This window comes from Subdoligranulum sp. DSM 23681 (genome assembly GCF_057005535.1).
Genome location: NZ_CM168050.1, coordinates 1288323 through 1313906, shown reverse-complemented (window position 1 = coordinate 1313906; position 25584 = coordinate 1288323). Strand labels below are relative to the sequence as shown.

Genomic DNA, 25584 nt, shown 5'->3' with positions numbered 1-25584 from the left:
CAGCATGAAAAAGGAAACGCACAGCGGCCCGCCCGCCGATCGCCGCCGGGTCATCAGCCTGCTGGTGGACAACCAGAACGGTGTTCTGGCCCGGGTGTCCAGCCTGTTCTGCCGCCGGGGCTTCAACATCGACAGCCTGACCGTGTCGGCCACCAACGACCCCGCCGTCAGCCGTATCACCGTGGCCACCCACGGCAAGGACCAGGAGATCGAACAGCTGATTCTGCAGACCGAACGGCTGGAAGTGGCCCGCCAGGTCTTTGAACTCAATGCCGACAACAGCCTGCAGCGGGAACTGCTGCTGCTGAAGGTGGCCTGCTCCACCGCCAACCGGGCCGAACTGCGGGAGATCGCGGCGGTGTACAAATCCAAGATCATCGACCTTTCCCCCGACAGCATGGTCTTTGAACTCACCGGCAAGCCGGAAAAGATCGACGCCTTCCTGAAGATGTTCGACGGATACGAGATCCTGGAGCTCTGCCGTACCGGCGTCACCGCCCTGGAACGGGGCGGCAAACACCAGCACATGCAGAAACCGCCCCAGGAAGTGCGGGCCGCCCAGCTGCCCCTGCCCGGTACCCACTGCCCCACACCCTGACCCCATTTGTTTCCCGGTAAAACCTTTATTATAAAAATGTGATCAGCAAAGGAGAAATGAACCCATGGCTATCAACAAGTACTACGATTCCGACTGCAACCTCGGCGTGCTGGACGGCAAGACCGTCGCCGTCATCGGCTTCGGCAGCCAGGGCCACGCCCACTCCGAAAACCTGGCCGAAAGCGGCGTCAACGTGGTCGTCGGCCTGCGCAAGGGCTCCGGCCACTGGGCCAAGGCGGAGGAGTTTGCCGCCACCCATCCCAACTTCAAGGTCATGGAAGTGGAGGAAGCCGCCAAGGCCGGTGACGTGGTCATGATGCTGGTGCCGGATGAACTCTGCGCCGACATCTACTACAGCCAGGTCGCTCCCTACATGACCGAAGGCAAGGCTCTGGCCTTTGCCCACGGCTTCAACATCCACTTCAAGACCATCACCCCGCCCAAAAACGTGGACGTCATCATGATCGCGCCCAAGGGCCCCGGCCACATCGTCCGTCGCCTGTACACCGAAGGCGAGGGCTGCCCCTCCCTGATCTGCGTGGAGCAGGACTACACCGGCAAGGCCAAGGAGATCGCTCTGGCCTACGCTTCCGGCATCGGCGCCGGCCGTGCGGGCATCCTGGAGACCACCTTCAAGGAAGAGACTGAGACCGACCTGTTCGGTGAGCAGGCAGTCCTGTGCGGCGGCGTCTGCGAGCTGATCCATGCGGGCTTCGATACCCTGGTGGAAGCCGGCTACGCCCCCGAGATGGCCTACTTCGAGACCTGCCACGAGATGAAGCTCATCGTTGACCTGATCAACGAGGGCGGCTTCGACAAGATGCGCTACTCCATCTCCAACACCGCCGAATACGGCGACTACCGCACCGGCAAGCGCCTGATCACCGCCGAGACCCGCAAGGAGATGAAGAAGGTCCTGCAGGAGATCCAGGACGGCACCTTCGCCAGCGAGTTCCTCACCGAGATGAGCCCCAAGGGCGGCCGCAAGGTCCACTTCCTGGCCGAGCGCCGGATGCAGTCCGAGCACCTCATCGAGAAGGTGGGCAAGGAACTGCGCCAGATGATGAGCTGGCTGAAGAAGTAAGCTCCAACCCCAAACACAACAGCACGGCCGCCCCGGGCGGCAGAGGAGGATGTGCCCCATGCACAGCGATAACGTCAAGAAGGGCCCCGAGCGCGCCCCCAACCGCAGCCTGTTCTACGCCCTGGGCTATACCCCGGAAGAACTGGACCGCCCGCTCATCGGCGTGGTGTCCGCCTACAGTGAGATCGTGCCCGGTCACATGAACCTGGACAAGATCGCGGACGCCGTCAAGGCCGGTATCCGTATGGCCGGGGGCACCCCGGTGCTCATGCCCGCCATCGGCGTGTGCGACGGCATCGCCATGGGCCACATCGGCATGAAGTATTCCCTGGCCAGCCGGGAACTGATCTGCGACAGCGTGGAGACCATGTACATGGCCCACCAGCTGGACGGTCTGGTCCTGGTGCCCAACTGCGACAAGATCGTGCCCGGTATGCTCATGGCAGCCGTGCGCATGGATGTGCCCGCGGTGGTCTGCTCCGGCGGTCCCATGCTGGCCGGCCGCTACGGCGGGGAGGAGGTCAGCCTTTCCAAGATGTTCGAGGCGGTGGGCGCCTACAAGGCGGGGCTCATCAATGACGAACAGCTGGAGGACTGCACCTGCAACTGCTGCCCCGGCTGCGGCTCCTGCTCCGGCATGTACACCGCCAACAGCATGAACTGCCTGTGCGAGGCCATCGGCATCGCCCTGCCCGGAAACGGCACCATCCCGGCGGTCTACGCCAAGCGGCTGCAGCTGGCCAAGCGGGCTGGCATGGCCGTCATGGACCTGGTCAACCGGGGCATCACCGCCCGTCAGATCGTCAACGAGCGGTCCATCCGCAACGCCCTGACCTGCGATATGGCCCTGGGCTGTTCCACCAACACGGTGCTGCACCTGCTGGCCATCGCCTATGAGGCGGGGGTGCCCATCGACCTGAAACTCTTCAACGAGATCAGCGCCAAGACTCCCAACCTCTGCCATCTGGCCCCGGCGGGCCCCACCCACATGCCCGATCTGTACGAGGCGGGGGGCATTCCCGCCGTGCAGGCCGAGCTGGCCAAGGAGGGGCTGCTGGACCTGGATGTGCCCACCGTCACCGGCAAGACCCTGGGCGAGAACATCGCCGGGGCGAAGATCCTGGACGAGAAGGCCATCCGGCCCATCGACAACCCCTACTCGGTCAACGGCGGGCTGCAGATTCTGTGGGGCAACATTGCCCCGGACGGCTGCGTGGTCAAGCGCAGCGCCGTGGCCCCCGAAATGCAGCACCACACCGGTCCGGCCCGTGTCTTTGACAGCGAGGAGACCGCCATCACCGCCATCTACAACGGGGAGATCCACCCCGGGGACGTGGTGGTCATCCGGTACGAAGGCCCCAAGGGCGGTCCCGGCATGCGGGAGATGCTCAACCCCACCAGCGCCCTGGCGGGCATGAAGCTGGACACCACCGTGGCCCTCATCACCGACGGCCGGTTCTCCGGCGCGTCCCGGGGCGCGGCCATCGGCCACGTCAGCCCGGAAGCGGCGTCCGGCGGGCCCATCGGTCTGGTGAAGGAGGGGGATACCATCGAGATCGACATCCCCAATGCCTCCATCACCCTGCATGTCAGCGACGAGGAACTGGCCGCCCGCAAAGCGGCCTACCAGGCCCCCGAACCCAACGTCAAGAGCGGCTGGCTGGCCCGGTATGCCCGCATGGTCACCTCCGCCAATCTGGGCGCGGTGCTGCGCTGACAATAACAGTCCTTTTCACAGCCAAAAAAGGAAAATATCCTGCCTGTTTGGGCCGCGCCGCAAGGCGCGGCCCTTTTTTGTGGTGAGGTTCGCAGCTACCGGGTGTAACGGTATCCGGCCGGATACTTGTTCCTTTTTGGCGTCAAAAAGGAACCGAAAAACCGCCACCGTTTCGAGGCGGTGGACGCCGACCAGGGCTGCGGCCCTGGACCCGGGGAGTGCGGCCACCTAACGACGGCCTACTCAGGCCCTGGGGGGCCTGAGCAAGGAAATTTTTTTAAAATCCGTACGGGAAAGCCGCGGCCAACCCATAGCCTGCCAATAGCAGCAGCTTGCGGGAAATGGTTTTAAATCCATTCCTTGTTCACCGGCCCCCAGGCCGGTGAATAGGCCGTCGTCAGGTGGCCGCATCTTGGGGTCTGGGGCCGCAGCCCCAGCCGGCGGCCGCCGCATCGGAACGGCGGGACTTTTCGCTTCCTTTTGGTCACAAAAGGAAGGACACTCCCGCAGGCAGCCGTCTGCCATAAAACAACAACACTCCCGCAAGCTCCTGCTTGCCAGAACTCGGCAGTCCGCCCCGTCTTGCATCCGCTCCGTTTCGTGGTATAATTTCCCACGTGGGTCCGTTTTTGAGGACCGAAATCTTTTGGTGGGAGAGTATTTGTATGGCATCCCTGTTATTGCCGATCATCTATCTGGCCTTCATCAGCCTGGGCCTGCCTGATGCCCTGCTGGGCGCTGCGTGGCCCAGCATGTACACCCAGATGGGGGCGGACCTGTCCTGGGCGGGCATCGTCTCCATGATCATTTCCGCCTGCACCATTGTGTCCAGTCTGGCCAGTGCCCGACTCAACACCGCCCTGGGTACCGGCAAGGTCACCGCCTACAGCGTGCTGCTCACCGCCGTGGCTCTGCTGGGCTTTTCCTTCAGCGGCCGGTTCTGGCAGCTCTGCCTGTGGGCCATCCCCTACGGCCTGGGAGCCGGCAGCGTGGACGCCGCCCTCAACAACTATGTATCCCTCCATTATGAAAGCCGCCACATGAGCTGGCTGCACTGCATGTGGGGCGTGGGGGCCAGCATCGGCCCCATCATCATGGGGCGGGCCCTGGCCGGGGGCGCATGGCAGGGCGGCTACCGCACCATCGCGGTGCTGCAGTTCGCGCTTACCCTGGTGCTGTTCCTCAGCCTGCGCATGTGGAAACGCCCCGAGCAGACCCTGGACGGGGCGGACTTCACCCCCCAGCAGCGGTCCATCCCCGAACTTCTCCGCCTGCCCGGTGTGCGCCAGGTGGTGACCTGCTTCTTCTGCTACTGCGCCCTGGAAGCCACCGCCGGCATGTGGGCCGCCAGCTACTGCACCGTGGTGCGGGGCATCGACGCCGAGACCGCCGCCTCCTGGGCCAGCCTGTTCTATCTGGGCATCACGGTGGGCCGCGGGGTCTGCGGGTTCCTGACCATGAAGATCAACGACCAGAACATGATCCGCCTGGGTCAGGCCCTCATCGCCCTGGGCCTGGTGCTCATCCTGCTGCCCGCCGGCAACAACGTCCTGTTCGCCGGACTCATCACCGTGGGCCTGGGCTGCGCCCCCGTCTACCCCTGCATCATCCACGAGACCCCTGCCAACTTCGGCCGGGAACTGAGCATGTCCATGACCGGCCTGCAGATGGCCTGCGCCTATGTGGGCAGCTGCCTCATGCCGCCCCTGTTCGGGCTGCTGGGCCAGCATATCTCCATGGCCCTGTACCCCTGGTACATGGCGGTGCTGCTGGTGCTCATGTTTGTCATGGCCGAAAGCCTGCACCGCAAGACCGCCGCCCGCCGCCGGGATCTGATTCTGTAAACACTCGGCTCCGTGTAAACCGAAAGGAATTTCTATGGCAACCCAACTGTATTTCACCCGCCACGGCCAGACCGTCTGGAACGTGGAGAACAAGATCTGCGGCGCCACCGACAGCCCGCTCACCCAGCTGGGCCGACAGCAGGCCACCGAGCTGGGCCAGAAGATCCTGACCGAAAAACTGCCCATCGACCGCATTCTGTGTTCCCCCTTGTCCCGGGCCGCCGACACCGCCCGGTGCATCGCCCAGGTGACCGGCCTGCCCCTGACGGTGGAACCCCGCCTGACCGAGCAGAACTTCGGCCGGTTTGAGGGAACACCCCGGGACGGCGCGGAGTTTTCCACCGCAAAGGCCAATTTTGTGGAAAGCTTTGACGGCGGTGAGAGCATGCTCCGGGTGGCCGCCCGCATTTACAACCTGCTGGACGAGCTGCGCGGCCGGGAGGAGACCTGCCTGCTGGTGGCCCACAACGGTATTGCCCGGGTGGTCAACTCCTACTTTTTCGACATGACCAACGGGGAGTACGCGGCCTTCGGCATCCGCAACTGTGAGATCCGGCACTATACCTTCTGATAAAAGCAAGACCCCCACCGTCCCGACAAGGGCGATGGGGGTCATTTTCTACATTTCGCAATACCCCGGGCAGACAATGTCCCGTTCTCCGGCGGGGGTTCCCGGTTCCACCAGGGAAAACTCCTGCCGCAGCAGCCGGATGCCGATGTCCGCATTGACCAGGCGGCGGATATAATGGGGGGCATCCCCCCGGAACATCCCGGTTTTGAAAAATCCGATGGACACGGTCAGGTCGGCGTGTACGGCCAGTTCGGCCTCGCCGGTATCCCCGTTGAGCCCGCTGTTGATGTCGGCGCTGACCACGTAGGCCCCCGCCTCCCGGGCACGGTTCAGGCAGAGGATGGCATCCCGCACCGCCCCGCGCACCGTGCCCGCAAACCCGGTGCCCAGCAGGCAGTCCACCAGCACCGGACAGGCGGCGATTTCCGCCTCATGCCCCGCAAAGGGGCGTACCGGCACCCCCAGGGCTTTCGCCTTCTCCAGATAGAAGGCGTTGTCCGGGCTGGCTTTCTCCGAGACACGGTAGACAACGCAGGGCCGCCCCGCCTGGGCCAGCAGCATGGCCAGGGCGGCGCCGTCCCCGCCATTGTTGCCCGACCCGATCACGATGCCCGCCGGACTGCCCCGGTCCCAGTCCACCGCGTCCCGGATGCCCCGGGCGGCCCGGAGCATTAACTCGGGGCCGGGTGTTTCATGTTCAATGGTCCATGCGTCGCATTCCCGCATGGTCTGTACGCTCACCACTGGCAGCATAGGCAAACCCTCCCGTTTTTGATTGATTCCAGTGTAGCAGAAGCGGGTGGGGAAGTCCAGCGGCAAAGGCAGAGGCGGGGCGGAACCGGCGGTACTGCTCCCGGGCGGCGGTCTGGCTATTGCCAAGCGTAAAAATCAGCAGTAAAATACAGTAAAACAGGAAACCGCCACCACACCTGCCGTGTGGTGACGGTTCCTTGTTTCTATTCTTATTTTCACTTATCAGAACAAGGAGGTGGCTCTGTGAGTAGGCTGCGGCGCATAGCCTTCCTTTTCTTTGGCGTTGTCTTTACGGTCAGTCTGTTTATGGTGGCCCGCATTCTGGTGCAGGGCGGGCAGGAACAGGCTGCCTTTGATCGGCTGTCCGCCTCCCTGGAGCAGCCGGAGAGCGCCGACGGCCAGGAGCCTGAGAAATCTCCTTATGCGGACCTGAAAGCGCAAAACCCGGACTTTTTCGGGTGGATCTCCATAGAGGGGACCCACATCGACTACCCGGTCATGTTTACGCCCGATGACCCGGAACAGTATCTGCGCCGTGCCTTCGACGGCAGCAGCTCCCAAAGCGGTGTGCCCTTTCTCTCTGCCGATTGTTTTGCAGGGGGCGGCAACTGGCTCATCTACGGTCACAACATGAAGAACGGCTCTATGTTTGCGGATCTGCTCAACTACGCCAGGGAAGATTTCTGGCAGGCCCATCCCCTGATTCGGTTTGATACCCTGGAAGAAGAAGGCACCTATGAAGTGGTTGCGGCCTTCTACGCCCGGGTGTATACAGAGGGAGAAAGCGGCTTTGCGTACTATGCGTACACGGATATAAGCCGGCAGGCCGATTTTGAGGCGTATCTGGCACAGGTTTCCGGGGCTGCTTTATACGATACAGGGGTGCAGGCCCAATACGGTGACCAGCTGATCACCCTGTCCACCTGCACGAACCGCTCTCAGGATGAGCGGTTTGTGGTGGTGGGCAGACAGATCCAGTGACAGGACGGCTGATGGTGAACCACACAGAAAGATTGACGTTTTTGAAGGGCCATCCAGGGACCGAGCCACCCACGCCCTAAAAAACAGTCCACAGGACTGTTTTTTCCGGCTTTGCCGTCGGGCTTTCAAGTCCTGGATGGCCTTTTTAATTAAAAAAACGTCCCCTGTTCGGGGACGTTCTTTTATTGGTGGGCCATCCAGGACTTGAACCCGGGACCAAGCGGTTATGAGCCGCCAGCTCTGACCAACTGAGCTAATGGCCCGCAAAAACGGGATAACTGATTTAGTATAGCAGATTTTTTGCCGTTTGCCAAGGCGGGCGGAAAAGTTTTTGTGGGACGTGCATACCTTGTACCAGGTCAGAAACGGGGAGGGGTATGCATGAGCCGGATGCGCAGAGGCGGGGCTGTGTTGGGGGCGGCGGTCTTATTCTGCCTGATGCTGGTGCTGCCGGCTCTGCCGTTGGGCGGGCCGTCCGGGCCCGCCGCCACCCCCGAGACCGCCGCTCCGGCCGCAACGCCCGCCCCCACAGCCAGCCCCGCTCCGACACCGGCGGATGCAAAGGAATACCGGGCGGTGTGGGTTTCGTATCTGGAATGGCAGGGGGTGGACTTTTCCTCTCGGGACGCTTTCGCCGCCGACGTGGGGGAGATGCTGGACAACATTGCCGGCCTGGGAGCCAATGTGGTGCTGGCCCATGTGCGGCCCTTCGGGGATGCGCTGTACCCCAGCACTTTGTATCCCTTCAGCCATTTATGTACCGGCACCCAGGGGCAGGACCCGGGCTTTGACCCGCTGGCGGTGCTGGTGCAGGCCGCCCATGACCGGGGCCTGGAACTGGAAGCCTGGATCAACCCCTACCGCCTGCAGAGCGGCGGTACGCCCTCTGCCCTGGCCGACACCAGCCCCGCCAACACCCACCCGGACTGGGTCAAGACGGTGGAGGGCGGGCTGTATCTGGACCCGGCCAACCCGGAGGTGCAGGCATACATTGCGGCGGGCATTGAGGAACTTTGCCAGAATTATGCCATCGACGGTGTGCACTTTGACGATTATTTCTACCCCACCACCGCAGCGGCGTTTGACGCCGACGACTATGCCGCCTACTGTGAGGGCGGGGGATCGCTGGCCCTGGAGGACTGGCGGCGGGAAAATGTGGATGCCCTGGTGTCTCTTTGCTGTCAGGCGGCCCACAAATATGGGGGGCGGTTCGGCATTGCCCCCCAGGGGGACCCGAACAGCAACTACAACAGCCAGTACAGCGACACTGCCCGCTGGCTGCGGGAGGCCGGATTTGTGGATTACCTCATGCCCCAGCTGTACTGGGGGCTGGACTATAAGAAGGACGGGGATGCTTCCCACAGTCTGACCGCCCTGGCTTCCCAATGGCTGGCCCTGGAACGGCGGGAAGATGTGGCCCTGTATTTCGGGCTGGGGGCCTACCGCATCGGGGAAGGGGACGGGGGCGACCGCTCCGGTCCCGGCACCGAGTGGCAGTCCGGCGGGGCGCTGGCCGCCCAGGCCGACGAGCTGGCCCGACGGGGCGGGCAGGGCATCGGGCTGTACCGGTACGATTCCCTGTTCAAGAACACCCTCTGGCCCACCCTGGCCGCCCAGGAGGCGGAAGCATTGCGGGAACGATAAAAAGGGCTCCCCTCTGCAAGGGGAGCTGGCGCCGCTTGAACACGTTGCTGCCAGGGTGACGGCTGCCTGCCGGAGTAGCCTTCCTTTTCGTGCCCGAAAAGGAAGCGAAAAGGGCCCGCCGTTCCGATGCGGCGGCCGCCGGCCGGGGCTGCGGCCCCGGACCCCGAGATGCGGCCACCTGACGACGGCCTACTCACCGGCTGGGGCCGGTGAGCAAGGAATAGATTTGAAATGGCGTATCCGGTAAGGCGGTTATAAAACGGTGGAGCGCGGTCTGGTCAGCGACAACCTTGCCAAAAAACTTCAGTCGTGTACCTTGCAGCTCCACGCCTGCACCGTCAGGCGCAGCATGGCCATGTGGCCGAAATACTGGGGCATGTAGGTCCAGCCTTCCCGGCCGGTGTAGTGGGCCATGACCCGTTCCAGGGCGTGGCGGCGGTCGTTGTCGTCGGTGAGCAGGGTCAGCTCTCCCTTGCCCATCACACTACTGTACCGGCAGGTGTAATCGCAGGCCTCCGGGCCGGCCACCAGCTGGTGGCTGGTGTCCGCCTCAAAGGCCACAAGCTTCTGGCTGGGCACCAGGTCGATCTTGCGGCCCTGGGCGGCACTGTGAAAATACAGGGTCAGACTGTCTCCCTCGGCGTCATAGCCGAAGTTCAGCGGCACGATGTAGGCTTCGCCGTCCTCCACCAACCCCAGGCGGCAGCAGTCGCAGTCCTGCAGGATGGAAAGCATCCGGGAAAAATCCGTCACTTCACGGTCTTTTCTGCGCATCTTGAAAACTCCTCTCCCCGGGGCGGGCCCCGGTTCCGTATCCCAGTATACCGGTTTTTGCCCCACCTGACAACCGCGCCGCTCCGGCCTGCCCGCCGGGGCGGCGATTGTATTTTACGGCCAAACATGGTAGAATAAACACTATGATTGGCGGACTGTACTCTTTTATCAATCAATGCCGCCTCCAACAGGAAGGAAACAGATTTCTATGGCTGAATATCATCCCCAGTCCCCGGCCGCGCCGGAGGAAGGCTGGACCACCATCATACGCCCCCGCACCGGCTGGTTCGACATCGACCTGGCCGAACTCTGGCGCTACCGCGACCTGACCCTCATGTTCGTCAAGCGCAACTTCACCGTGCTGTACAAACAGACCGTGCTGGGCCCCGCCTGGATCATCCTCAACCCCCTCATCACCACCGTCCTCTTCAACGTGGTCTTCGGCGGGCTGGCAGGGCTGTCCACCGACGGCTCGCCCTCCTTCCTCTTCTACATGGCGGGCAACACGGTGTGGACCTTCTTCTCCAGCTGCATCAACAACACCGCCAATACCTTTGTGGCCAACAGCCAGGTGTTCGGCAAGGTGTACTTCCCGCGGCTGACCACCCCCATCAGTCAGGCGCTGACCAGCCTGATCAACTTCTTCATCCAGTTCATCATGTATGCGTTGTTCTGGGTGGGCTTTGCCCTCACCGGGGCCGAGATGCATCTGACCCTCTGGCTCCTCGCCCTGCCCCTGGTCATCCTGGAAGTCATGCTGCTGGGACTGGGCGTGGGCATCATCGTGTCCAGCCTGACCACCAAATACCGGGACCTGGCCATCGCCGTGGGCTTCGGGGTGCAGCTGTGGATGTATGTGTCCCCGGTGGTCTACCCCCTGTCCAGCCTGAGCGAGAGCCCCCGCCTGCGGGCGCTGATGATGCTCAATCCCATGACCGCGCCCATTGAGGTCTTCCGCATGGCTACCCTGGGCACCGGCACTGTGAGTGCGGGCGGGCTGGTGTACAGCGTGGTGTTCACCCTGGCGGCGCTGGCCCTGGGCATCATCCTGTTCAGCCGGATCGAAAAGACCTTTATGGATACCGTGTAAGGAGGATACCCAATGGCACAGGCAAGTGAAAAACGCCCGGTCATTCAGGTATCGGGCCTGAAAAAACAGTACAAGCTGGGCCAGATCGGCGGCGGCACCCTCACCCACGACCTGCAGAGCTGGTGGGCCCGGGTCCGCGGCAAGGAGGACCCCAACACCGTCATCGGCACCGACAGCCGCCTCTTCGGCCAGACCTTCATGGCGCTGAACGGGGTGGACCTGACCGTCTACCAGGGGGAAGCCCTGGGCATCATCGGCCGCAACGGCGCCGGCAAGAGCACCCTGCTCAAGATTCTGTCCCGCATCACCGCCCCCACCGAAGGGGAGATCCGGCTGCGCGGCCGGGTGGCCAGCATGCTGGAAGTGGGCACCGGCTTCAACAATGAGATGACCGGCCGGGAAAACATCTATATGAACGGCGCCATCCTGGGCATGACCAAGGCCGAGGTGGACGCCAAGCTGGACCAGATCATCGAATTTTCCGAGTGCGGGGAGTTCATCGACACCCCGGTGAAGCGGTATTCCAGCGGCATGTTCGTCAAGCTGGCCTTTGCGGTGGCCGCCCACCTGGACAGCGAGATCATGGTCATGGACGAGGTCCTGGCTGTGGGCGACATGAAATTCCAGCAGAAATGCCTGGGCAAGATGAGCGACGTGGCCGGCCAGGAGGGCCGCACGGTGCTGTACGTCAGCCACAACATGTCCACCATCCGGCAGCTGTGTACCCGGTGCATCGTGCTGGACAAGGGCAAGGTCATCTTTGACGGGGACGTGGAACAGGCCATCGCCGTGTATATGGAGACCACCGACGTGAACGTGGTCCACTACGACCTGACCCATGTGTCCCGCATGACCGGCAGCGCCGGCAAGCGGCTGCGGCTGGAGACCCTGGACTTTGTGGACAAGGAATCCAGCGTCTTTGCGGACAACGAGAAGGTGCGGGTGCGCATCACCTGGCGGGTGGCGGAGCCCTTCTCCGGGGTGAACATGAAGCTGAACCTGCATTTCCGGGATTCCACCCCGGTGGGCATCACCCATCCGGTGGACCTGGGCCCCGCCGAACCGGGCAAGCTCTACACCACCGATTTCACCTTTGATCCGTCCCTGCTGGGCGAGGGTCAGTATTTCTTCTATGTGGACGTGTTCGACGGGTCCCTGGCCCAGGCGGTCTGCCTGGACAAGCCGGTGACCGAGTTCGCCTTTGAGGTGACCAGCGCCGACCTGTCCATGCCCGAATGGGCCGCCGGCTGGGGCCGCATCCACTTCCCGCCGGTCCAGGTGACGGGAACCACCGCGGAGGCTTGAAGATGGCAAAACCCGATTTGTACATCTGCCACACCGCCTACCACCTGCTGATTGCCCTGGTGCGGGCCCTGCGGGCGGGGGGCGGTCAGGCCGTCTGGCTCAGTGAGCAGATCCCCGGCGCCGACGCCCTGGCCGCTTCCGGCAAGCTGGACGCCGCCTTTGGCGAGGCGGCCGTGCTCCACGAATCCCGGTGGCAGGGCATCGTCACCGGACCGTTGGGACATTTCCGCAACCGCCGCGCCTATGAAAAGGCCGGGGTGGGCCCGGAACTGGACAAGAACGCCTACGGCACCATCCGCATCAGCAACGACTGGAGCGTGGCCGGACGGTATCTCCAGGACTGCGGCGCGCCCTATACCCTGTGTGAGGACACGGTGGGCGGCACCCTGGACACCGACCAGCACCTGCTCACCGAACAGCGGGCCGCGGCGGACTTTGCCCGCCGTCCCTACCTGTACTGGGGGGACAGCCCCGCCTGTGCCGCGGTGGAGAGCGAGGACCCGGACCGGTGCACCCTCTTTCCCCGGGAAAAGCTGCGCAAGTTCAGCGCCCGGGAGATGCTGGCTGACCTGACAGCGGAAGAAAAGGCCGCCGTGCGCCGGGTGTTTGTCTCCCGGCCTTTGCCCGAAGACCCGGCCACCTACGCCGGAGCCACCCTGCTTTTGCCCCGCAGCTTTGTGCAGGACGGGCTCATGGACCAGGCCCAACAGGATGCCATCTTCAAAGCGGTGGCCCAAAAATATACCACCGGACCGCTTTTCATCAAGACCCATCCCCGGGACGACACCGACTATGCGGCGCTCTTCCCCGGTGCCACCGTGCTGGAACGCACCATGCCCAGCGAGGTGCTGAACTTCTGCCTGCCCGGTAAATTCCGTCGGGCGGTCACGGTGCAGAGCTGGGTGCTGCGGGGCTTTACCGCCGCTCAGGAAAACATCTTCGTCTCCCTGGACGACGCCAGGGCCCTTGTGTCCCAGACTGGCCAACCTGAATAAACGAAAGGTCGCGTTTTATCATGAAAACTGTTGCCGTCATTCCCGCCCGCTACCAGAGCTCCCGCATGCCGGGAAAGCCTCTGGCCGATATTCTGGGCAAACCCATGATCTGGTGGGTGTACAACGAAGCCAAGAAGTGCGCCGCCCTGTCCGATGTGGTCATTGCCACCGACGACGAGCGCATCGAAGCTGCCTGCAGGACCTACGGCATGAACTGCCTGATGACCAGCCCCGACCACGACACCCCCACCGGGCGCATCTGGGAGGTCTCCACCAGACTGGAAGCCGACCTCTACCTGCAGGTCATGGGGGACGAACCCCTCATCAACGTGAAGGCCTTCGACCTGATCCTGCCCGAAAGCCTGCCGGAAGACCCCTACTATGTGGCGGTGCTCACCAACGTGATGACCCACCCGGCGGACGTGGTGGATTTCTCCAACCAGAAGGTGGTCACCAACGCCGACCGGGAGATCCTCATGATCTCCCGCAGCCCCATCCCGTACCCCAAAGGGACCCTGGACTTTGAGTACGAGAAGGTCACCGGCATCCAGCTGTACAGCCGCAAGGCCCTGCAGTTCTACCACGACACCCCCAAATCCGCCCTGGAACTGGCGGAAGAAAACGATATGATGCGCTTCATCGAGCACGGGCACAAGGTGCATGCCATCAAGAGCCCGTACAAGACGGTGAGCGTGGACACCCCCAAGGACCTGGACCTGGTCCGCCGCACCCTTTCCGAAACCAACTGAAACAACAACGAGGTACTTTGTTATGGCAAACACCAAACTGCTGGACTGCACCCTGCGCGACGGCGGGTATGTGAACAACTGGCGCTGGGGATTCTCCGCCGCCCGTGACATCATCGCCACCCTGACCCGCGCCGGGGTGGACATGGTGGAAGTGGGCTTCCTGCGCAATGTGGACAAGTATGACCCCGATGTGACCGTCTGCCGCACCATCGAGGAGCTGAACCGTCTGCTGCCGGAGCACACCGGCCACACCATGTATACCGGCATGGCCATGCGCTCCAACTACGATATTGCCCAGCTCTCCCCCTACGAGGGCCACGGCATCGAGCTCATCCGCATCACCGCCCACGACTACGACATCCGGGAAGGCATGGACTTCGCCCGGGAGGTCAAGGCCCGGGGATACAAGCTGTCCATCAACCCCATCAACATCATGGGCTATGCGGACAAGGACATCCTGTGGATCCTGGACCAGGTGAATGCCATCCATCCCTACCAGTTCTCCATCGTGGACACCTTCGGCAGTATGCGCCGCCGGGACCTGGAACGGATCGTCAGCCTGGTGGACCACAACCTGGACCCGGATATCCGGGTGGGGCTGCATCTGCACGAGAACATGGCCCTGAGCTTCTGTCTGGCCCAGGAATTCCTGGACAAGCACCTGCTGCGGGACACCACCGTGGACGCCAGCCTGCTGGGCATGGGCCGCATCCCCGGCAACCTGCCCATCGAGCTGGTGGCCGACTATATGAACGACACCCTGGGCATGGGCTACGACATCGACGAGCTCATGGACGCCATCCAGGACCACATCGCCCCCCTGAAAGGGGAGACCCGGTGGGGCTACACCCCGGCCTACTTCCTCTCCGCCCGGTACAACCTGCACCGCAACTACGCCGAGCATTTCCTGGGAAAAGGGGATCTGACCAACCGGGACATCAACCACATCCTGGCAGGGCTGGACCGGTCCAAGGCCACTGTCTTTGACGCCGCCTACGCCGACGGGCTGTACCGGGACTACCAGAGCCGCCGTATCGACGATACCGCCGCCCTGGACACCCTGCGCGCCGCCCTGGCGGGCAAGAAGGTGCTGGTGCTGGCCCCCGGCGCCACCCTGGGCACCCCCGAAGGCCAGGTGGCCGCGGGCAAGGCCGGGGCGGACGTGGTGATCTCCGCCAACTTCTGCCCGGAGTTCTGCACCCCGGACTATGCCTTCTTCTCCTCCAGCAAGCGGTACGACAAGATCGACGCCGCCAGCCTGCCCTGCCCTGCGGTGCTCACCAGCAACCTGCGCACCGACAACCCCCTCACCGTCAACTATGACCGGCTGTGCGCCGCCGATGCCCCGGCGGGCAACAGCGTGCTCATGCTGCTGCGGCTGCTGCGGCTGTGCGGGGCCTCCCAGGCTTTGCTGGCCGGGGCCGACGGCTACCGGGAAGGGGAGAACGCCTACGCCGAGGGCCGGCTGCACACCCACACCGACCGGGGCGCCGCCTACAACGCCCAGGTGGCGGCGGCGCTGCGGGCCATCCAGGCCGGGGGGCTGCCCATCGGCTTTGTCACCCCCAGCGAGTACGCCAAACTGATGAACGCCTGAACCGGAGACTTGCCATGATCAAACTGCTGGTGCTGGACGTGGACGGGACCATGACCGACGGCGGCGTCTACTACGACGCCACCGGAAACGAACTGAAAAAATTTGCCATCAAGGACGGGGCGGGCATCGTGGCCGCCCGGGCCGCCGGGGTGCAGGTGATGATCTGCACCGGGCGGGAGTGCGAGGCGGTGCGCCGCCGTGCCGCCGACCTGCACATCGACTATGTGTTCCAGAATGTGAAGGACAAGGCCGCCTTCCTGCGGGATTTCATGGCGGAGCACGGCCTTTCCCGGGAGGAAGTGGCCTACTGCGGGGACGACTGGAACGACCTGCCCGCCATGGCCCTGTGCGGCTTTGTGGCCTGCCCCGCCGACGCGGCGGCCGCCGTGGCCGCCCGGGCGGACTTTGTGGGCAAAAGAAAAGGCGGCGAAGGGGCCGTGCGGGAAGCCATTGAGGCATTCCTGGGCCGGGAAGGCCGTCTGGACCAGGCCCTGCACCGGGCTTTCGGCATTGAAACGAAAAGGGAGAACCCTGTATGACTGGCAAACTGCGCAAACTGATGCAGGCCCACCGCCCCACGGTGCTGGCCCTGGGAGCGCTGCTCCTCTGTCTGGCGGTGGCCGCCGGACTGTGGTTGGCTGTGGTCCGGGGCAACACCCAGAAGAGCCTGTCCCAGAAGATCAGCGACGACTACACCCTCATGAGCGCTCCCCTTGAGGAGGGCCAGAGCGTCAGCCAGACCTTCTCCTATGAGGAGGACCTGCTGGCGGTGGCGGTGGTCTTCGGCACCAGCGGGGAACAGCCCGCCGGCACCCTGAACGTGACCCTCACCGACGCCGACACCGGCGAGGTGCTGGCCACCTCCTGGGGGGACATGAGCCTGATCGTGCCCGGGCAGTACACCGGCCTGGGCCTGGACCACGCGGTGGCGGGCAAGCTGGGCGGGCATTACTGCCTGACCCTGACCCCTGAATACACCGGCACCGGGCGGCTGTGCGTGGGCACCTCCGACGGCACCGCCCTGTGGGAGGAAAGCTACACCTTCGCCGGACAGGAACAGGATGCCACCCTGTCCCTCATTGTCACCTACCGCACCATCGGCGGATTCCTGGACCGGTTCTTCCTGGGGGTGGCGGTGCTGGCCGCCCTGCTGGTCTTTTTCGGGGTGCGCACGGCCCTGCGCCGCCGCATGCCCCTGCACCGGCTGGTGCTGGTGCTGACGGTGGCCTTCGGCCTGTTGTACAGCGTGGTGCTGCCGCCCTATTCCGCCCCCGATGAAAAATACCACATCAACCAGTCCTTCACCCTGGCCTGCCGCTGGGCCAACTTCTTCAGCGACGAGGACTGGCGGATGGGCAACGTGCCCATTGATATGAGCTACCGCCGGGAACACGATGTGAACGCCCTGCTCCAGGACGAAAACACCACCGTTTTCACCTGGCAGGAACTGTCCGAAAATCTTCTGACCCTCTCTCCCGACAGCTTTGACAGCCACACCCAGCTGGAAGAATACCAGACCGACCGCAACCCCACCCTGTATGTGGTCAGCGCGGCGGCGGTATTCCTGGGCTTTGTGCTGCACCTGGGCTTTGTGCCGGTGCTCATGCTGGGGCGGCTGGCCAATCTGCTGGCCTTTGCGGTGCTGGCCTCCCTGGCCGTGCGGTTCGCCCCCTTCGGGCGGCGGGTGTTTGCGGCGGCGGCCCTGCTGCCCATGACCCTGCACCTGGCCGCCTCCTTCAGCCGGGACGCCCTGCTGCTGGGGCTGGCCTTCGTCTTTACCTCCCTGTGCATGCAGGCGGTCTTTGCGGATGAGGGCCATCCTGTCACCCTGCCCCATCTGGTGGGGCTGGGGGCGGCCGGGGTGCTGCTGGCCCCCGCCAAGCTGGTGTACCTGCCCCTGGCGGCGCTGTTCCTGCTCATCCCCAATGCCCGCCTGGGAGCCCGGGCCCGGGTGAAAAAGGCGGTGTACCTGGCCGCCTGCTGCGCCCTGGCCCTGGCCCTGAACGGCGCCATGCTCACCGGCCTGCTGCACAGCGACAGCACCGAGACGGTCTCCGCCGCCGCGGAAACCGCAGACGCCGCCCAGGCGGACGCCGCTGCGGCGCTGACCCCGGAAGCCCACGGCGCCCCCCAGGCCGGCGATGCCACCGCCGAAACGGCGCAGGCCGACGACCCGGCCAGCCCGCTGCGGTCCTATCTGGATGCCATCCCCGCCCAGTACCTGGAACACAGCCCCGAAGCCTTTGTGCGCCGGGTGTTCTACTGCGGCCTGTGTCCGGATGTGGCGGACAGCGAGGTGGAATTCTGGGCCCAGGCCCTGGTGGACGGGGACGTGAGCGCCGCCGAACTGGGCCAGAGCTTCTTCTTCGGCCCCGACGCCATGGAGCAGAACACCTACACCGATGAAGACTTTATCCGGGCCGTGACCCTGACCTATTTCGGCAAACAGGCGGTCAACGACTGGACCTGGGGTGTGCTCAGGGACCAGAGCCGGGTGAACCTGTTCAAGGCCTGCTACACCGAGGACCAGGGCGTCAACGAGCTCACCGCCTGCGGGGTGACCATCGGCATGGAAGATGCGGAACACTACCCCCTGGACCGGCGGCTCCTGGTGCAGCGGGTGGAGGAAGCCCGGGCGGTGCGGTCCACCCAGAGCGTGGCCGCCCCCGAGGACCAGATCACCTACACCCCGGGCTATGTGCTGACCCACCTGCCCGACACCCTGCTGCTGGTGGTACGCACCGCCGTGAACAACACTGACGACTATCTGCGGGGACTGGTGGGCGGCCTGCTGAGTTATAATTCGGTGGAACTGGCCTGGGGCTGGGTGCTGGCACTGTACGGCCTGCTGCTGTTTGCGGCGCTGCCCGCCCGCCGGGACACCGAATACGACCGCCTGCCCGCCGGCCATTACCGGGCCTGGTGCGTGGGGGCGGTGCTGGTCTGCTGCGCCCTGGCCCTGGCCGGGTGCATCGTCTGGACCCCCACCTATTACCAGACCGTCTACGGGCTGCAGGGGCGGTATCTGCTGCCGGTGCTGCCCCTGGCGCTGCTGGTCTGCGCCCCCCGGCGCATCCTGGCCGCCGACGCCGACACCGCCGCCTCCCAGCTGGTCTGCGGTCTGTGCGCGGTGAATTTCGGCGTGATTTTGAACATTATGCTGGTCATCCTTGCCCGATGACCCGGAGGAGGCTGCTGTGACCATCCTGTTCTTTTCCGCCCAGTACCTGCCCACGGTGGGCGGGGTGGAGCGGTATACCTGGAATCTGGCCCTGCGCACCGTGCGCGCCGGACACCGGGCGGTGGTGGTGACCAGCGCCCTGCCCGGTCTGCCGGACCGGGAGACCGACCCCGACGGCATCGAGATCATCCGCCTGCCGGTGTGGCCGGTGATGAAAGGCCGGTTCCCGGTGGTGCGCCCCGCGGGGGCGACTGCCCTGGAACGGGCCATGGAAGAGCGGAAACCGGATTTCTGCGTGATCCAGACCCGCATGTATACCCAGAGCATCCTGGCAGCCCGGGCGGCCCGCCGCCATGGGGTGCCGGCCATCGTCATCGACCATTCCACCGGCTACATGCCGGTGGGCGGCGGCGCGGTGGGGCTGGCGGGGCGGCTGTATGAACAGCTGGCCTGCGGGCTGATCCGCCGCACCGGACCGGACTTCTACGGGGTGTCTGCGGCGGTGTGCCGGTGGCTGAAGACCTTCGGCATCACGGCCAAGGGCTGCCTGCCCAACGCCGTGGACCCGGAGGCCCTGCAGCGGGAAGCTGCCCAGCGGCCCATGGACTGGCGGACCAGGCTGGGGCTCTCTGCAGATACCCGGCTGGTGCTGTTCGTGGGACGCCTCATCCCCGAAAAAGGGGCGGCGGCCCTGGCCGAGGCGGTGCAGGGACTTCCCGGCACCGTGCTGGTGGCGGCGGGGGACGGCCCCGACCGCAGCCGGCTGCAGGAACTGGGGGCGGTGGCCGCCGGGGCGGTGCCCCACCGGATGGTGGTGCAGCTGCTGAACCAGGCGGACGTCTACTGCCTGCCCACCCGGTACGCCGAAGGCTTCCCCACCACCCTGCTGGAAGCGGCGGCCTGCGGATGCCCCATCCTGTGCACCCCCACCGCCGGCACCGAGGAACTGCTGCCCGGGCCGGCATACGGCACCCTGCTGGAAGATACGAGCCCGCAGACCATCCGCGCCGCGCTGAAGACCCTGCTGGACGACCCGGACACCGCCCGCGAAAAGGCCCGGGCCGCCCGCAGCAACCTGTGCGCCCACTTTACATGGGATGCGGTCTTTGCTAGAATAATGGCGATCGCACAGGAAAAAACCAAGGAACGGGCCGGGGACTGAACCCCGCCCGAAAAGGAGCAGATATGGCAAGATTGCTCATTGTCATCCCCGCTTACAACGAGGAAGCCAACATTGAAAAAGTCGTGGGAAACCTGGCGAAAAACTATCCCCAATATGATTATGTGGTGGTCAATGACGGCAGCCGGGACCACACGGCGGCCATCTGCAGGGCCCGCGGCTTCCGGCTCATTGACCTGCCGGTGAACCTGGGACTGGCCGGCGCCTTCCAGACCGGGCTGCGCTACGCCGCCGAAAACGGCTACGACTGCGCCATCCAGCTGGACGCCGACGGCCAGCACAAGCCGGAATATATCGCCCCCATGCTGGAAGCCCTGGAAGACGGGGCGGACATCGTCATCGGCAGCCGGTTCCTCACGGTGAAAAAGCCCAAGACCCTGCGCATGCTGGGCAGCTATATCATCAGCTGGGCCATCCGGCTGACCACCGGTCGGGCCATCTGCGACCCCACCTCCGGCATGCGGCTGTTCAACCGGGCCATGGTGGAGGAATTCGCCCAGAACCTGAACTACGGCCCCGAACCCGACACCATCAGCTACCTCATCAAGAACGGCGCGGTGGTCAGGGAAGTCCAGGTGGAGATGGGGGAGCGCACCGCCGGCCAGAGTTACCTCACCTTCTACAAGAGCGTGCAGTATATGGTCAAGATGGCCATTTCCATCCTGCTGATCCAGTGGTTCCGCAAACGCGACACCGAAACCCCCTATCCGGAAAGGAGCCTGTGAGATGCTGTTCGACCAAATGATCATCCGGGTCTGCCTGATCGTGGGCAGCCTGGTCACCGCTTTGTATGTGCTCATGCGGGTGCGCCGCGCCAAGGTCCAGATCGAGGACACCATCTTCTGGCTGCTGTTCAGCGTGGTGCTGCTGGTGCTGGCCATCTTCCCCGGCATCGCCTACTGGGCGTCCCGGTTGCTGGGCTTCCAGAGCCCCATCAACTTTGTGTATATCGTCATCATCTTCCTGCTGCTGGCCAAACAGTTCTTTTTGTCCATCCGCATCAGCCAGATGGACTCCCGCCTGCGCATCCTCACCGAACAGGTGGCCCTGGACCGGGAAAAGGTGGAGCGGGAGAAATTGGACTTGTGACCTTGTCACCGCCCGGTATTTATGGTATACTGACTTAGTATCATCAAAAAATACAAAATGGCGTTTTGTATCCCATATCCCCAGTGAAAGAAGGTATTCCGATGGCTTTTACCCCTCAGCTGACCTATAAAGGCCGCCCGCTGGTGCGCTGCGGCAACGATATCTACTACGGCAACATGACCGATGCGTATATCGTCTACCTGCAGATCCTGACCACCAAGAAGGAAAATGGCATCGATGTGGCCGACAAGGTCCACATCATCCTGCTCTCCACCGATGACTCCAAGCCCCTGCCCGAACGGATCGTCCGGCAGGCCAACAAGGTGGGCCTGTTCAACGCCCTGTCCTTCGGCGACATCATGCTGCGCGGCCAGCTCAAGGAAAACAAATAAACCCAGAAAAGCGCTCCGCCGGGATCTTTCCCGGCGGCTTTTTTATGCCCCGGGACTTGCATTTCTTCGGATATGGGCGTATAATAATACACGAATCTTGTAAATTTATGCAGTATATACAAAGGAGCGTTCCACGATGGCGCATTGCGAACTCAAGGGCCGGAACTTTCTGACCCTGCTGGATTTCACCCCCGAAGAGATCGGCAGCCTGCTTTCCCTGGCGGCAGAGCTGAAAGCCAAAAAGAAGGCGGGCATCCCCCACGACACCCTGCGGGGCAAGAACGTGGCCCTGATCTTTGAAAAGACCTCCACCCGCACCCGCTGCAGCTTTGAGGTGGCGGCCCACGATTTGGGCATGGGCACCACCTACCTGGACCCCACCGGCAGCCAAATCGGCAAAAAGGAATCCATCGCCGACACCGCCCGGGTGCTGGGCTCCATGTTTGAGGGCATCGAGTACCGGGGCTACGGCCAGTCCATCGTGGAGGAACTGGCCAGATACGCCGGCGTGCCGGTGTGGAACGGCCTGACCAATGAATTCCATCCCACCCAGATCCTGGCGGATTTCCTGACCCTGCAGGAGCATTTCGGCCATCTGAAAGGGCTGACCCTGGCGTACATGGGGGATGCCCGGTACAACATGGGCAATTCCCTCATGATCGGCTGCGCCAAGATGGGGCTGCATTTTGTGGCCTGCGCTCCCAAGGCCTACTGGCCGGCCCCCGAACTGGTGGACAAGTGCCGGACCATTGCCGCCGAGACCGGCGCCACCATCACCCTCACCGAGGACACCGACGGCGTCAAAGGCGCCGATGCGGTGTACACCGATGTGTGGGTGAGCATGGGCGAGCCGGTGGAAGTGTGGGCCGAGCGCATCGAGGCCCTGGCCCCCTACCAGGTCAACGGCGAACTCATGGCCAAGGCCGGTCCCCAGGCGGTGTTCATGCATTGCCTGCCCGCCTACCATGACCACAAGACGGCCATCGGCAAGGAGATGGGCGAAAAATTCGGCCGCGCCGAGATGGAAGTCACCGATGAGGTCTTTGAAGGGCCCCAGTCGGTGGTGTTCCAGGAAGCGGAGAACCGGATGCACACCATCAAGGCTGTTATGGCCGCCACCCTGGGCGCCTGAATCCGCCCGCAGCAGCATATAAAAAAGGCCCGTTCCCTCTGCGGCAGGGAACGGGCCTTCCTTATTATAATACAGGGAACTCAGCGGCAGTCGTGGCATTTGGCGGGGGGCAGCATCCGGGTGCACAGCGCCCACAGGGCGTCGGCGCCGCCCCGGACCTGGTCCTCCGGCAGGATGTAGGCCAGATCGGCCCGCACATACAGGTAAAAGGCCCCTGCCGTGCGGTATACGCCCCACACATTGGCCCAGGCGGCGGTGGTGTCGGCGGCTTTCTGCTGGCGGCCGGGAACATGCACCGTGATGCCGTCCGGCCCCAGTTCCACCCGGTACGCGGTGCGGGGACGGGTCAGGCCCATCTGCTTCACCTGCTGGTTCACCGAATGGAGAAACCCGCCCACATAGGCGGCCGGCAGGCCCAGGCCCACCACCGCCAGCAATACGCCCAGGATCACCGCCCCGTGCTGCTGTCCGGCCCGGAAAAAGCACAGGCAGGCCAGGACGACCATGACCACCGCAAAGACCAGCGGCCGCCGCCAGCGTTTCTGGTGGCGGAAAGCGTCAAAGCGGGCGAACGCCCGGAACCGGTCGGCGGTCATCTCAACGGGCACGGTGATGGTGCGGGGCATGGGGGATTCCTCCTTGGTCGTGTTCTGCATTCCATTGTAGCACGGCCCCGCATCCGGCGCAAGCCGGACAAAAAAGCGCCGGGGCGCTCCCCGGAAAGGGAAGGTCCCGGCGCGTTTGTGCCGTATGGATCAGGCAGCGGTGGTTTCGCTGTTCTTGCGGGCCGCAAAGTAGGCGCGCAGAGAGTTGATGACGATGGTCAGGCCCAGGGCGATGAGCAGCACGGCCAGGATCAGCTGCAGACCTTCCACCAGGAAGGTGGCGCTGCCGGCCTGGTAAGCCTGGATCATGGCGATCAGGCGCTGCACCAGCGCGGTGAAGGTGACGCAGAGCATGATGATCAGCGGCGGGAACAGCATCTTGTTGCTGCGGCCGGTGACCTTCAGGAAGACGCACAGGGTGACCAGCACCAGGGCGGACAGCAGCTGGTTGGCGGCGCCGAACAGGGGCCAGATGTTGGCATAGCCGATCTTGGCCAGGATGAAGCCGTACACCAGGGTGATGATGGTGGACACATAGGTGTTGCAGAAGAACTTGCGCCAGGGGGCGGCGTTCTTCATGTCGTCCACGGACAGCAGTTCCTGCAGGCTCATACGGCCGATACGGGAGACAGCGTCCAGGCTGGTCAGGGCCAGGGCGGACACGCACATGGTCATGAAGCACTGGGCCACATACACGGGCACGCCGAACATCTCAAAGAAACCGGCCACGCCGGAGCTGAAGATCTGGAAGGGGGTGCCGGCGGCAGGGGTACCGTCCGCGGCGGCGGCAGCGCCGGCCACGCACAGGGCCAGCACGGCCAGCAGGCTTTCCAGCACCATGGCGCCGTAGCCGACCTTCAGCATATCCTTTTCATTCTCCACCGTCTTGGAGGAGGTGCCGCTGGACACCAGGCTGTGGAAGCCGGAAACGGCGCCGCAGGCCACGGTGACGAACAGGATGGGGAACAGGTCGCCCAGGCTGTCATTGTGGAAGCCGGTGTAGGCAGGCAGGTTCATGGACGGATGGGCCACCAGCAGGCCGACCACCGCACCGGCGATCATGCCGATGAACATGAAGGTGGTCATGGCGTCACGGGGCTGCTTCAGCAGCCACATGGGCAGCACGGCGGTAAAGAAGATGTACACAAAGGTGATGTAGATCCAGGTGTCCTTGTTGGCGATGAAGGGCAGGACCATGCCCAGAGCCAGGGAAGCGATGGTGAAGACCAGGCCCACGGCGCCTTCCTTCCAGCCGGTCAGGTGCAGGCGGCGCTGCAGCAGGCCGAACAGGATGGCAAAGACGATGAAGAACAGGGAGATGCTGCCCGCAGCGCCGTTGGTCTGGGCGGCAGCCACCAGGGCGCCTTCGGTGTCATAGGCGTTGAAGGTGCCGGCCACCATGTCGGCAAAGGCCGCAATGACCAGACCGCAGAACAGCCAGCTGAACAGCAGGAACAGCTTGCGGCCGGTCTTGCCGATGTACTTCTCGATCAGCAGGCCCATGGATTTGCCTTCGTTCTTCACGCTGGCGTACAGGGCACCGAAGTCGGTGACCGCGCCGAAGAACACGCCGCCGATGAGGATCCACAGCAGCACCGGCACCCAGCCGAACACCGCCGCCTGAATGGCACCGGTGACGGGGCCTGCGCCCGCGATGGAGGAGAACTGGTGGCTGAAAACAGTCCAGCCGTCGGTGGGGACGTAGTCCTTGCCGTCGTTTTTGACCACGGCCGGGGTCTTGGCGTTTTCGTCAATGCCCCAGGTGCGGGCGATCCAGCGGCCGTAGAGCGTGTAAGCCGCGACCAGGCACACCGCAGCGACGAGAACGATCACGAGTGTGTTCATAAAAAAATTCCTTCCTCTTTTTTGGTTTTGCAGGTCTCAGCAGCCAAATGCGGCGGACGGGATATGAAAAAAGCCCCCGTCTCTGCTTCCCCACAGTTTCCTGTGAAGGTTGCAAAGACGAAGGCTTGCATTCCGATTGTTCCGGGGGATTCTGGCCCCCTGCAGGCTTCCGCGTTACCACTTTGCTTGCCGCTTTCGCACAAAAACGGCCACTCTGCCGCAGGGAATACGGTGCACCCGGCATTGCCCCCGCGCTCCCTGGTAACGGTGGGATTCCGGCCTGAATTACGCAGCGATCCCGGCCCTTCCGGCCAGGGGTACGCCTTCACGCAGGCTGCTTGCAGGTGAGAACCCCTTCGCGCCTTGCTGCCGCCTCGCACAACCGGCGGCTTTCTGAAAGCGGTGAGCAAAAGGGTCATGTCCTGTTCGTCGCATTTGACTGATGAAACTGTCTATTA

Annotated in this window: 23 protein-coding genes and 1 tRNA gene; 19 read left to right on the top strand and 5 right to left on the bottom strand. The window is 63.8% G+C overall.

What is annotated here, in order from left to right:
- Positions 1–4 precede the first annotated feature (4 nt).
- The 5 genes from ilvN to AC127K_RS06200 all read left to right on the top strand — a co-directional run bounded on the left by ilvN (position 5) and on the right by AC127K_RS06200 (position 5814).
- A complete protein-coding gene (gene ilvN, locus AC127K_RS06220; protein WP_483721978.1) occupies positions 5–598 on the top strand; it encodes an acetolactate synthase small subunit in 594 nt (197 codons plus the stop codon).
- A gap of 64 nt (positions 599–662) precedes the next feature.
- Positions 663–1682 carry a ketol-acid reductoisomerase gene (ilvC, locus tag AC127K_RS06215; protein WP_294542960.1) on the top strand — a complete coding sequence of 340 codons (1020 nt, stop codon included), beginning with the start codon at positions 663–665 and terminating at the stop codon, positions 1680–1682.
- A gap of 58 nt (positions 1683–1740) precedes the next feature.
- Entirely contained in the window at positions 1741–3399 is a 1659-nt protein-coding gene (gene ilvD, locus AC127K_RS06210; RefSeq protein WP_483721977.1) for a dihydroxy-acid dehydratase, read from the top strand.
- Positions 3400–4064: 665 nt separating this feature from the next.
- Positions 4065–5243 carry an MFS transporter gene (locus AC127K_RS06205; protein ID WP_483721976.1) on the top strand — a complete coding sequence of 393 codons (1179 nt, stop codon included), beginning with the start codon at positions 4065–4067 and terminating at the stop codon, positions 5241–5243.
- A gap of 34 nt (positions 5244–5277) precedes the next feature.
- Complete coding sequence (locus tag AC127K_RS06200) at positions 5278–5814, top strand: histidine phosphatase family protein (protein ID WP_483721975.1); 537 nt, start codon at positions 5278–5280, stop codon at positions 5812–5814.
- 48 nt (positions 5815–5862) lie between these two features.
- Here the strand turns inward: AC127K_RS06200 and AC127K_RS06195 are convergent, their stop codons facing one another.
- The gene (locus AC127K_RS06195; RefSeq protein WP_483721974.1) at positions 5863–6567 is read right to left on the bottom strand and encodes an NAD(P)H-hydrate epimerase; all 705 of its coding nucleotides are present in this window, start codon (positions 6565–6567) and stop codon (positions 5863–5865) included.
- 243 nt (positions 6568–6810) lie between these two features.
- Between AC127K_RS06195 and AC127K_RS06190 the strand changes: the two genes are divergently transcribed.
- Positions 6811–7548 carry a sortase domain-containing protein gene (locus AC127K_RS06190; RefSeq protein WP_483721973.1) on the top strand — a complete coding sequence of 246 codons (738 nt, stop codon included), beginning with the start codon at positions 6811–6813 and terminating at the stop codon, positions 7546–7548.
- 186 nt (positions 7549–7734) lie between these two features.
- On the opposite strand, the gene AC127K_RS06185 is transcribed toward AC127K_RS06190, so the two are convergent.
- A tRNA-Ile gene (locus AC127K_RS06185) sits at positions 7735–7811 on the bottom strand.
- Positions 7812–7929: 118 nt separating this feature from the next.
- Between AC127K_RS06185 and AC127K_RS06180 the strand changes: the two genes are divergently transcribed.
- Entirely contained in the window at positions 7930–9192 is a 1263-nt protein-coding gene (locus AC127K_RS06180) for a glycoside hydrolase family 10-like protein (protein WP_483721972.1), read from the top strand.
- 303 nt (positions 9193–9495) lie between these two features.
- Here AC127K_RS06180 and AC127K_RS06175 read toward each other — a convergent pair whose 3' ends face one another.
- Positions 9496–9966 (bottom strand): pyridoxamine 5'-phosphate oxidase family protein, encoded by a 471-nt coding sequence (locus AC127K_RS06175; protein ID WP_483721971.1) that lies wholly within the window; start codon positions 9964–9966, stop codon positions 9496–9498.
- A 208-nt stretch (positions 9967–10174) separates the two neighbouring features.
- On the opposite strand from AC127K_RS06175, the gene AC127K_RS06170 reads away from it, so the two are divergent.
- The 12 genes from AC127K_RS06170 to argF all read left to right on the top strand — a co-directional run bounded on the left by AC127K_RS06170 (position 10175) and on the right by argF (position 22676).
- On the top strand, positions 10175–11056 hold the full coding sequence (locus AC127K_RS06170; protein WP_483721969.1) for an ABC transporter permease: 882 nt from the start codon (positions 10175–10177) through the stop codon (positions 11054–11056).
- A 12-nt stretch (positions 11057–11068) separates the two neighbouring features.
- Positions 11069–12361 (top strand): ABC transporter ATP-binding protein, encoded by a 1293-nt coding sequence (locus AC127K_RS06165; protein WP_483721968.1) that lies wholly within the window; start codon positions 11069–11071, stop codon positions 12359–12361.
- Between the two features lie 2 nt (positions 12362–12363).
- A complete protein-coding gene (locus AC127K_RS06160; RefSeq protein WP_483721967.1) occupies positions 12364–13356 on the top strand; it encodes a glycosyltransferase family 52 in 993 nt (330 codons plus the stop codon).
- A gap of 20 nt (positions 13357–13376) precedes the next feature.
- Positions 13377–14105 (top strand): 3-deoxy-manno-octulosonate cytidylyltransferase, encoded by a 729-nt coding sequence (locus AC127K_RS06155; RefSeq protein WP_483721966.1) that lies wholly within the window; start codon positions 13377–13379, stop codon positions 14103–14105.
- 22 nt (positions 14106–14127) lie between these two features.
- Positions 14128–15702 (top strand): aldolase catalytic domain-containing protein, encoded by a 1575-nt coding sequence (locus AC127K_RS06150; RefSeq protein WP_483721965.1) that lies wholly within the window; start codon positions 14128–14130, stop codon positions 15700–15702.
- A gap of 14 nt (positions 15703–15716) precedes the next feature.
- Positions 15717–16241, top strand: a complete 525-nt coding sequence (locus AC127K_RS06145; RefSeq protein ID WP_294541596.1) for a KdsC family phosphatase — start codon at positions 15717–15719, stop codon at positions 16239–16241.
- Complete coding sequence (locus AC127K_RS06140) at positions 16238–18883, top strand: DUF2142 domain-containing protein (protein WP_483721964.1); 2646 nt, start codon at positions 16238–16240, stop codon at positions 18881–18883. The genes AC127K_RS06145 and AC127K_RS06140 overlap by 4 nt, the downstream gene beginning before the upstream one ends.
- Positions 18884–18899: 16 nt before the next feature.
- On the top strand, positions 18900–20045 hold the full coding sequence (locus AC127K_RS06135; protein WP_483721962.1) for a glycosyltransferase family 4 protein: 1146 nt from the start codon (positions 18900–18902) through the stop codon (positions 20043–20045).
- A gap of 23 nt (positions 20046–20068) precedes the next feature.
- On the top strand, positions 20069–20788 hold the full coding sequence (locus tag AC127K_RS06130; RefSeq protein WP_294541588.1) for a glycosyltransferase family 2 protein: 720 nt from the start codon (positions 20069–20071) through the stop codon (positions 20786–20788).
- A 1-nt stretch (position 20789) separates the two neighbouring features.
- Positions 20790–21152, top strand: coding sequence for a DUF2304 domain-containing protein (locus AC127K_RS06125; RefSeq protein WP_294541586.1), 363 nt, complete (start codon positions 20790–20792; stop codon positions 21150–21152).
- 101 nt (positions 21153–21253) lie between these two features.
- A complete protein-coding gene (locus AC127K_RS06120; RefSeq protein WP_294541584.1) occupies positions 21254–21544 on the top strand; it encodes a hypothetical protein in 291 nt (96 codons plus the stop codon).
- Between the two features lie 136 nt (positions 21545–21680).
- A complete protein-coding gene (argF, locus tag AC127K_RS06115) occupies positions 21681–22676 on the top strand; it encodes an ornithine carbamoyltransferase (RefSeq protein WP_483721961.1) in 996 nt (331 codons plus the stop codon).
- Between the two features lie 80 nt (positions 22677–22756).
- On the opposite strand, the gene AC127K_RS06110 is transcribed toward argF, so the two are convergent.
- The gene (locus AC127K_RS06110) at positions 22757–23302 is read right to left on the bottom strand and encodes a YcxB family protein (protein ID WP_483721960.1); all 546 of its coding nucleotides are present in this window, start codon (positions 23300–23302) and stop codon (positions 22757–22759) included.
- 129 nt (positions 23303–23431) lie between these two features.
- Positions 23432–25126, bottom strand: coding sequence for a carbon starvation CstA family protein (locus AC127K_RS06105; RefSeq protein ID WP_294541561.1), 1695 nt, complete (start codon positions 25124–25126; stop codon positions 23432–23434).
- Between the last annotated feature and the right edge of the window lie 458 nt (positions 25127–25584).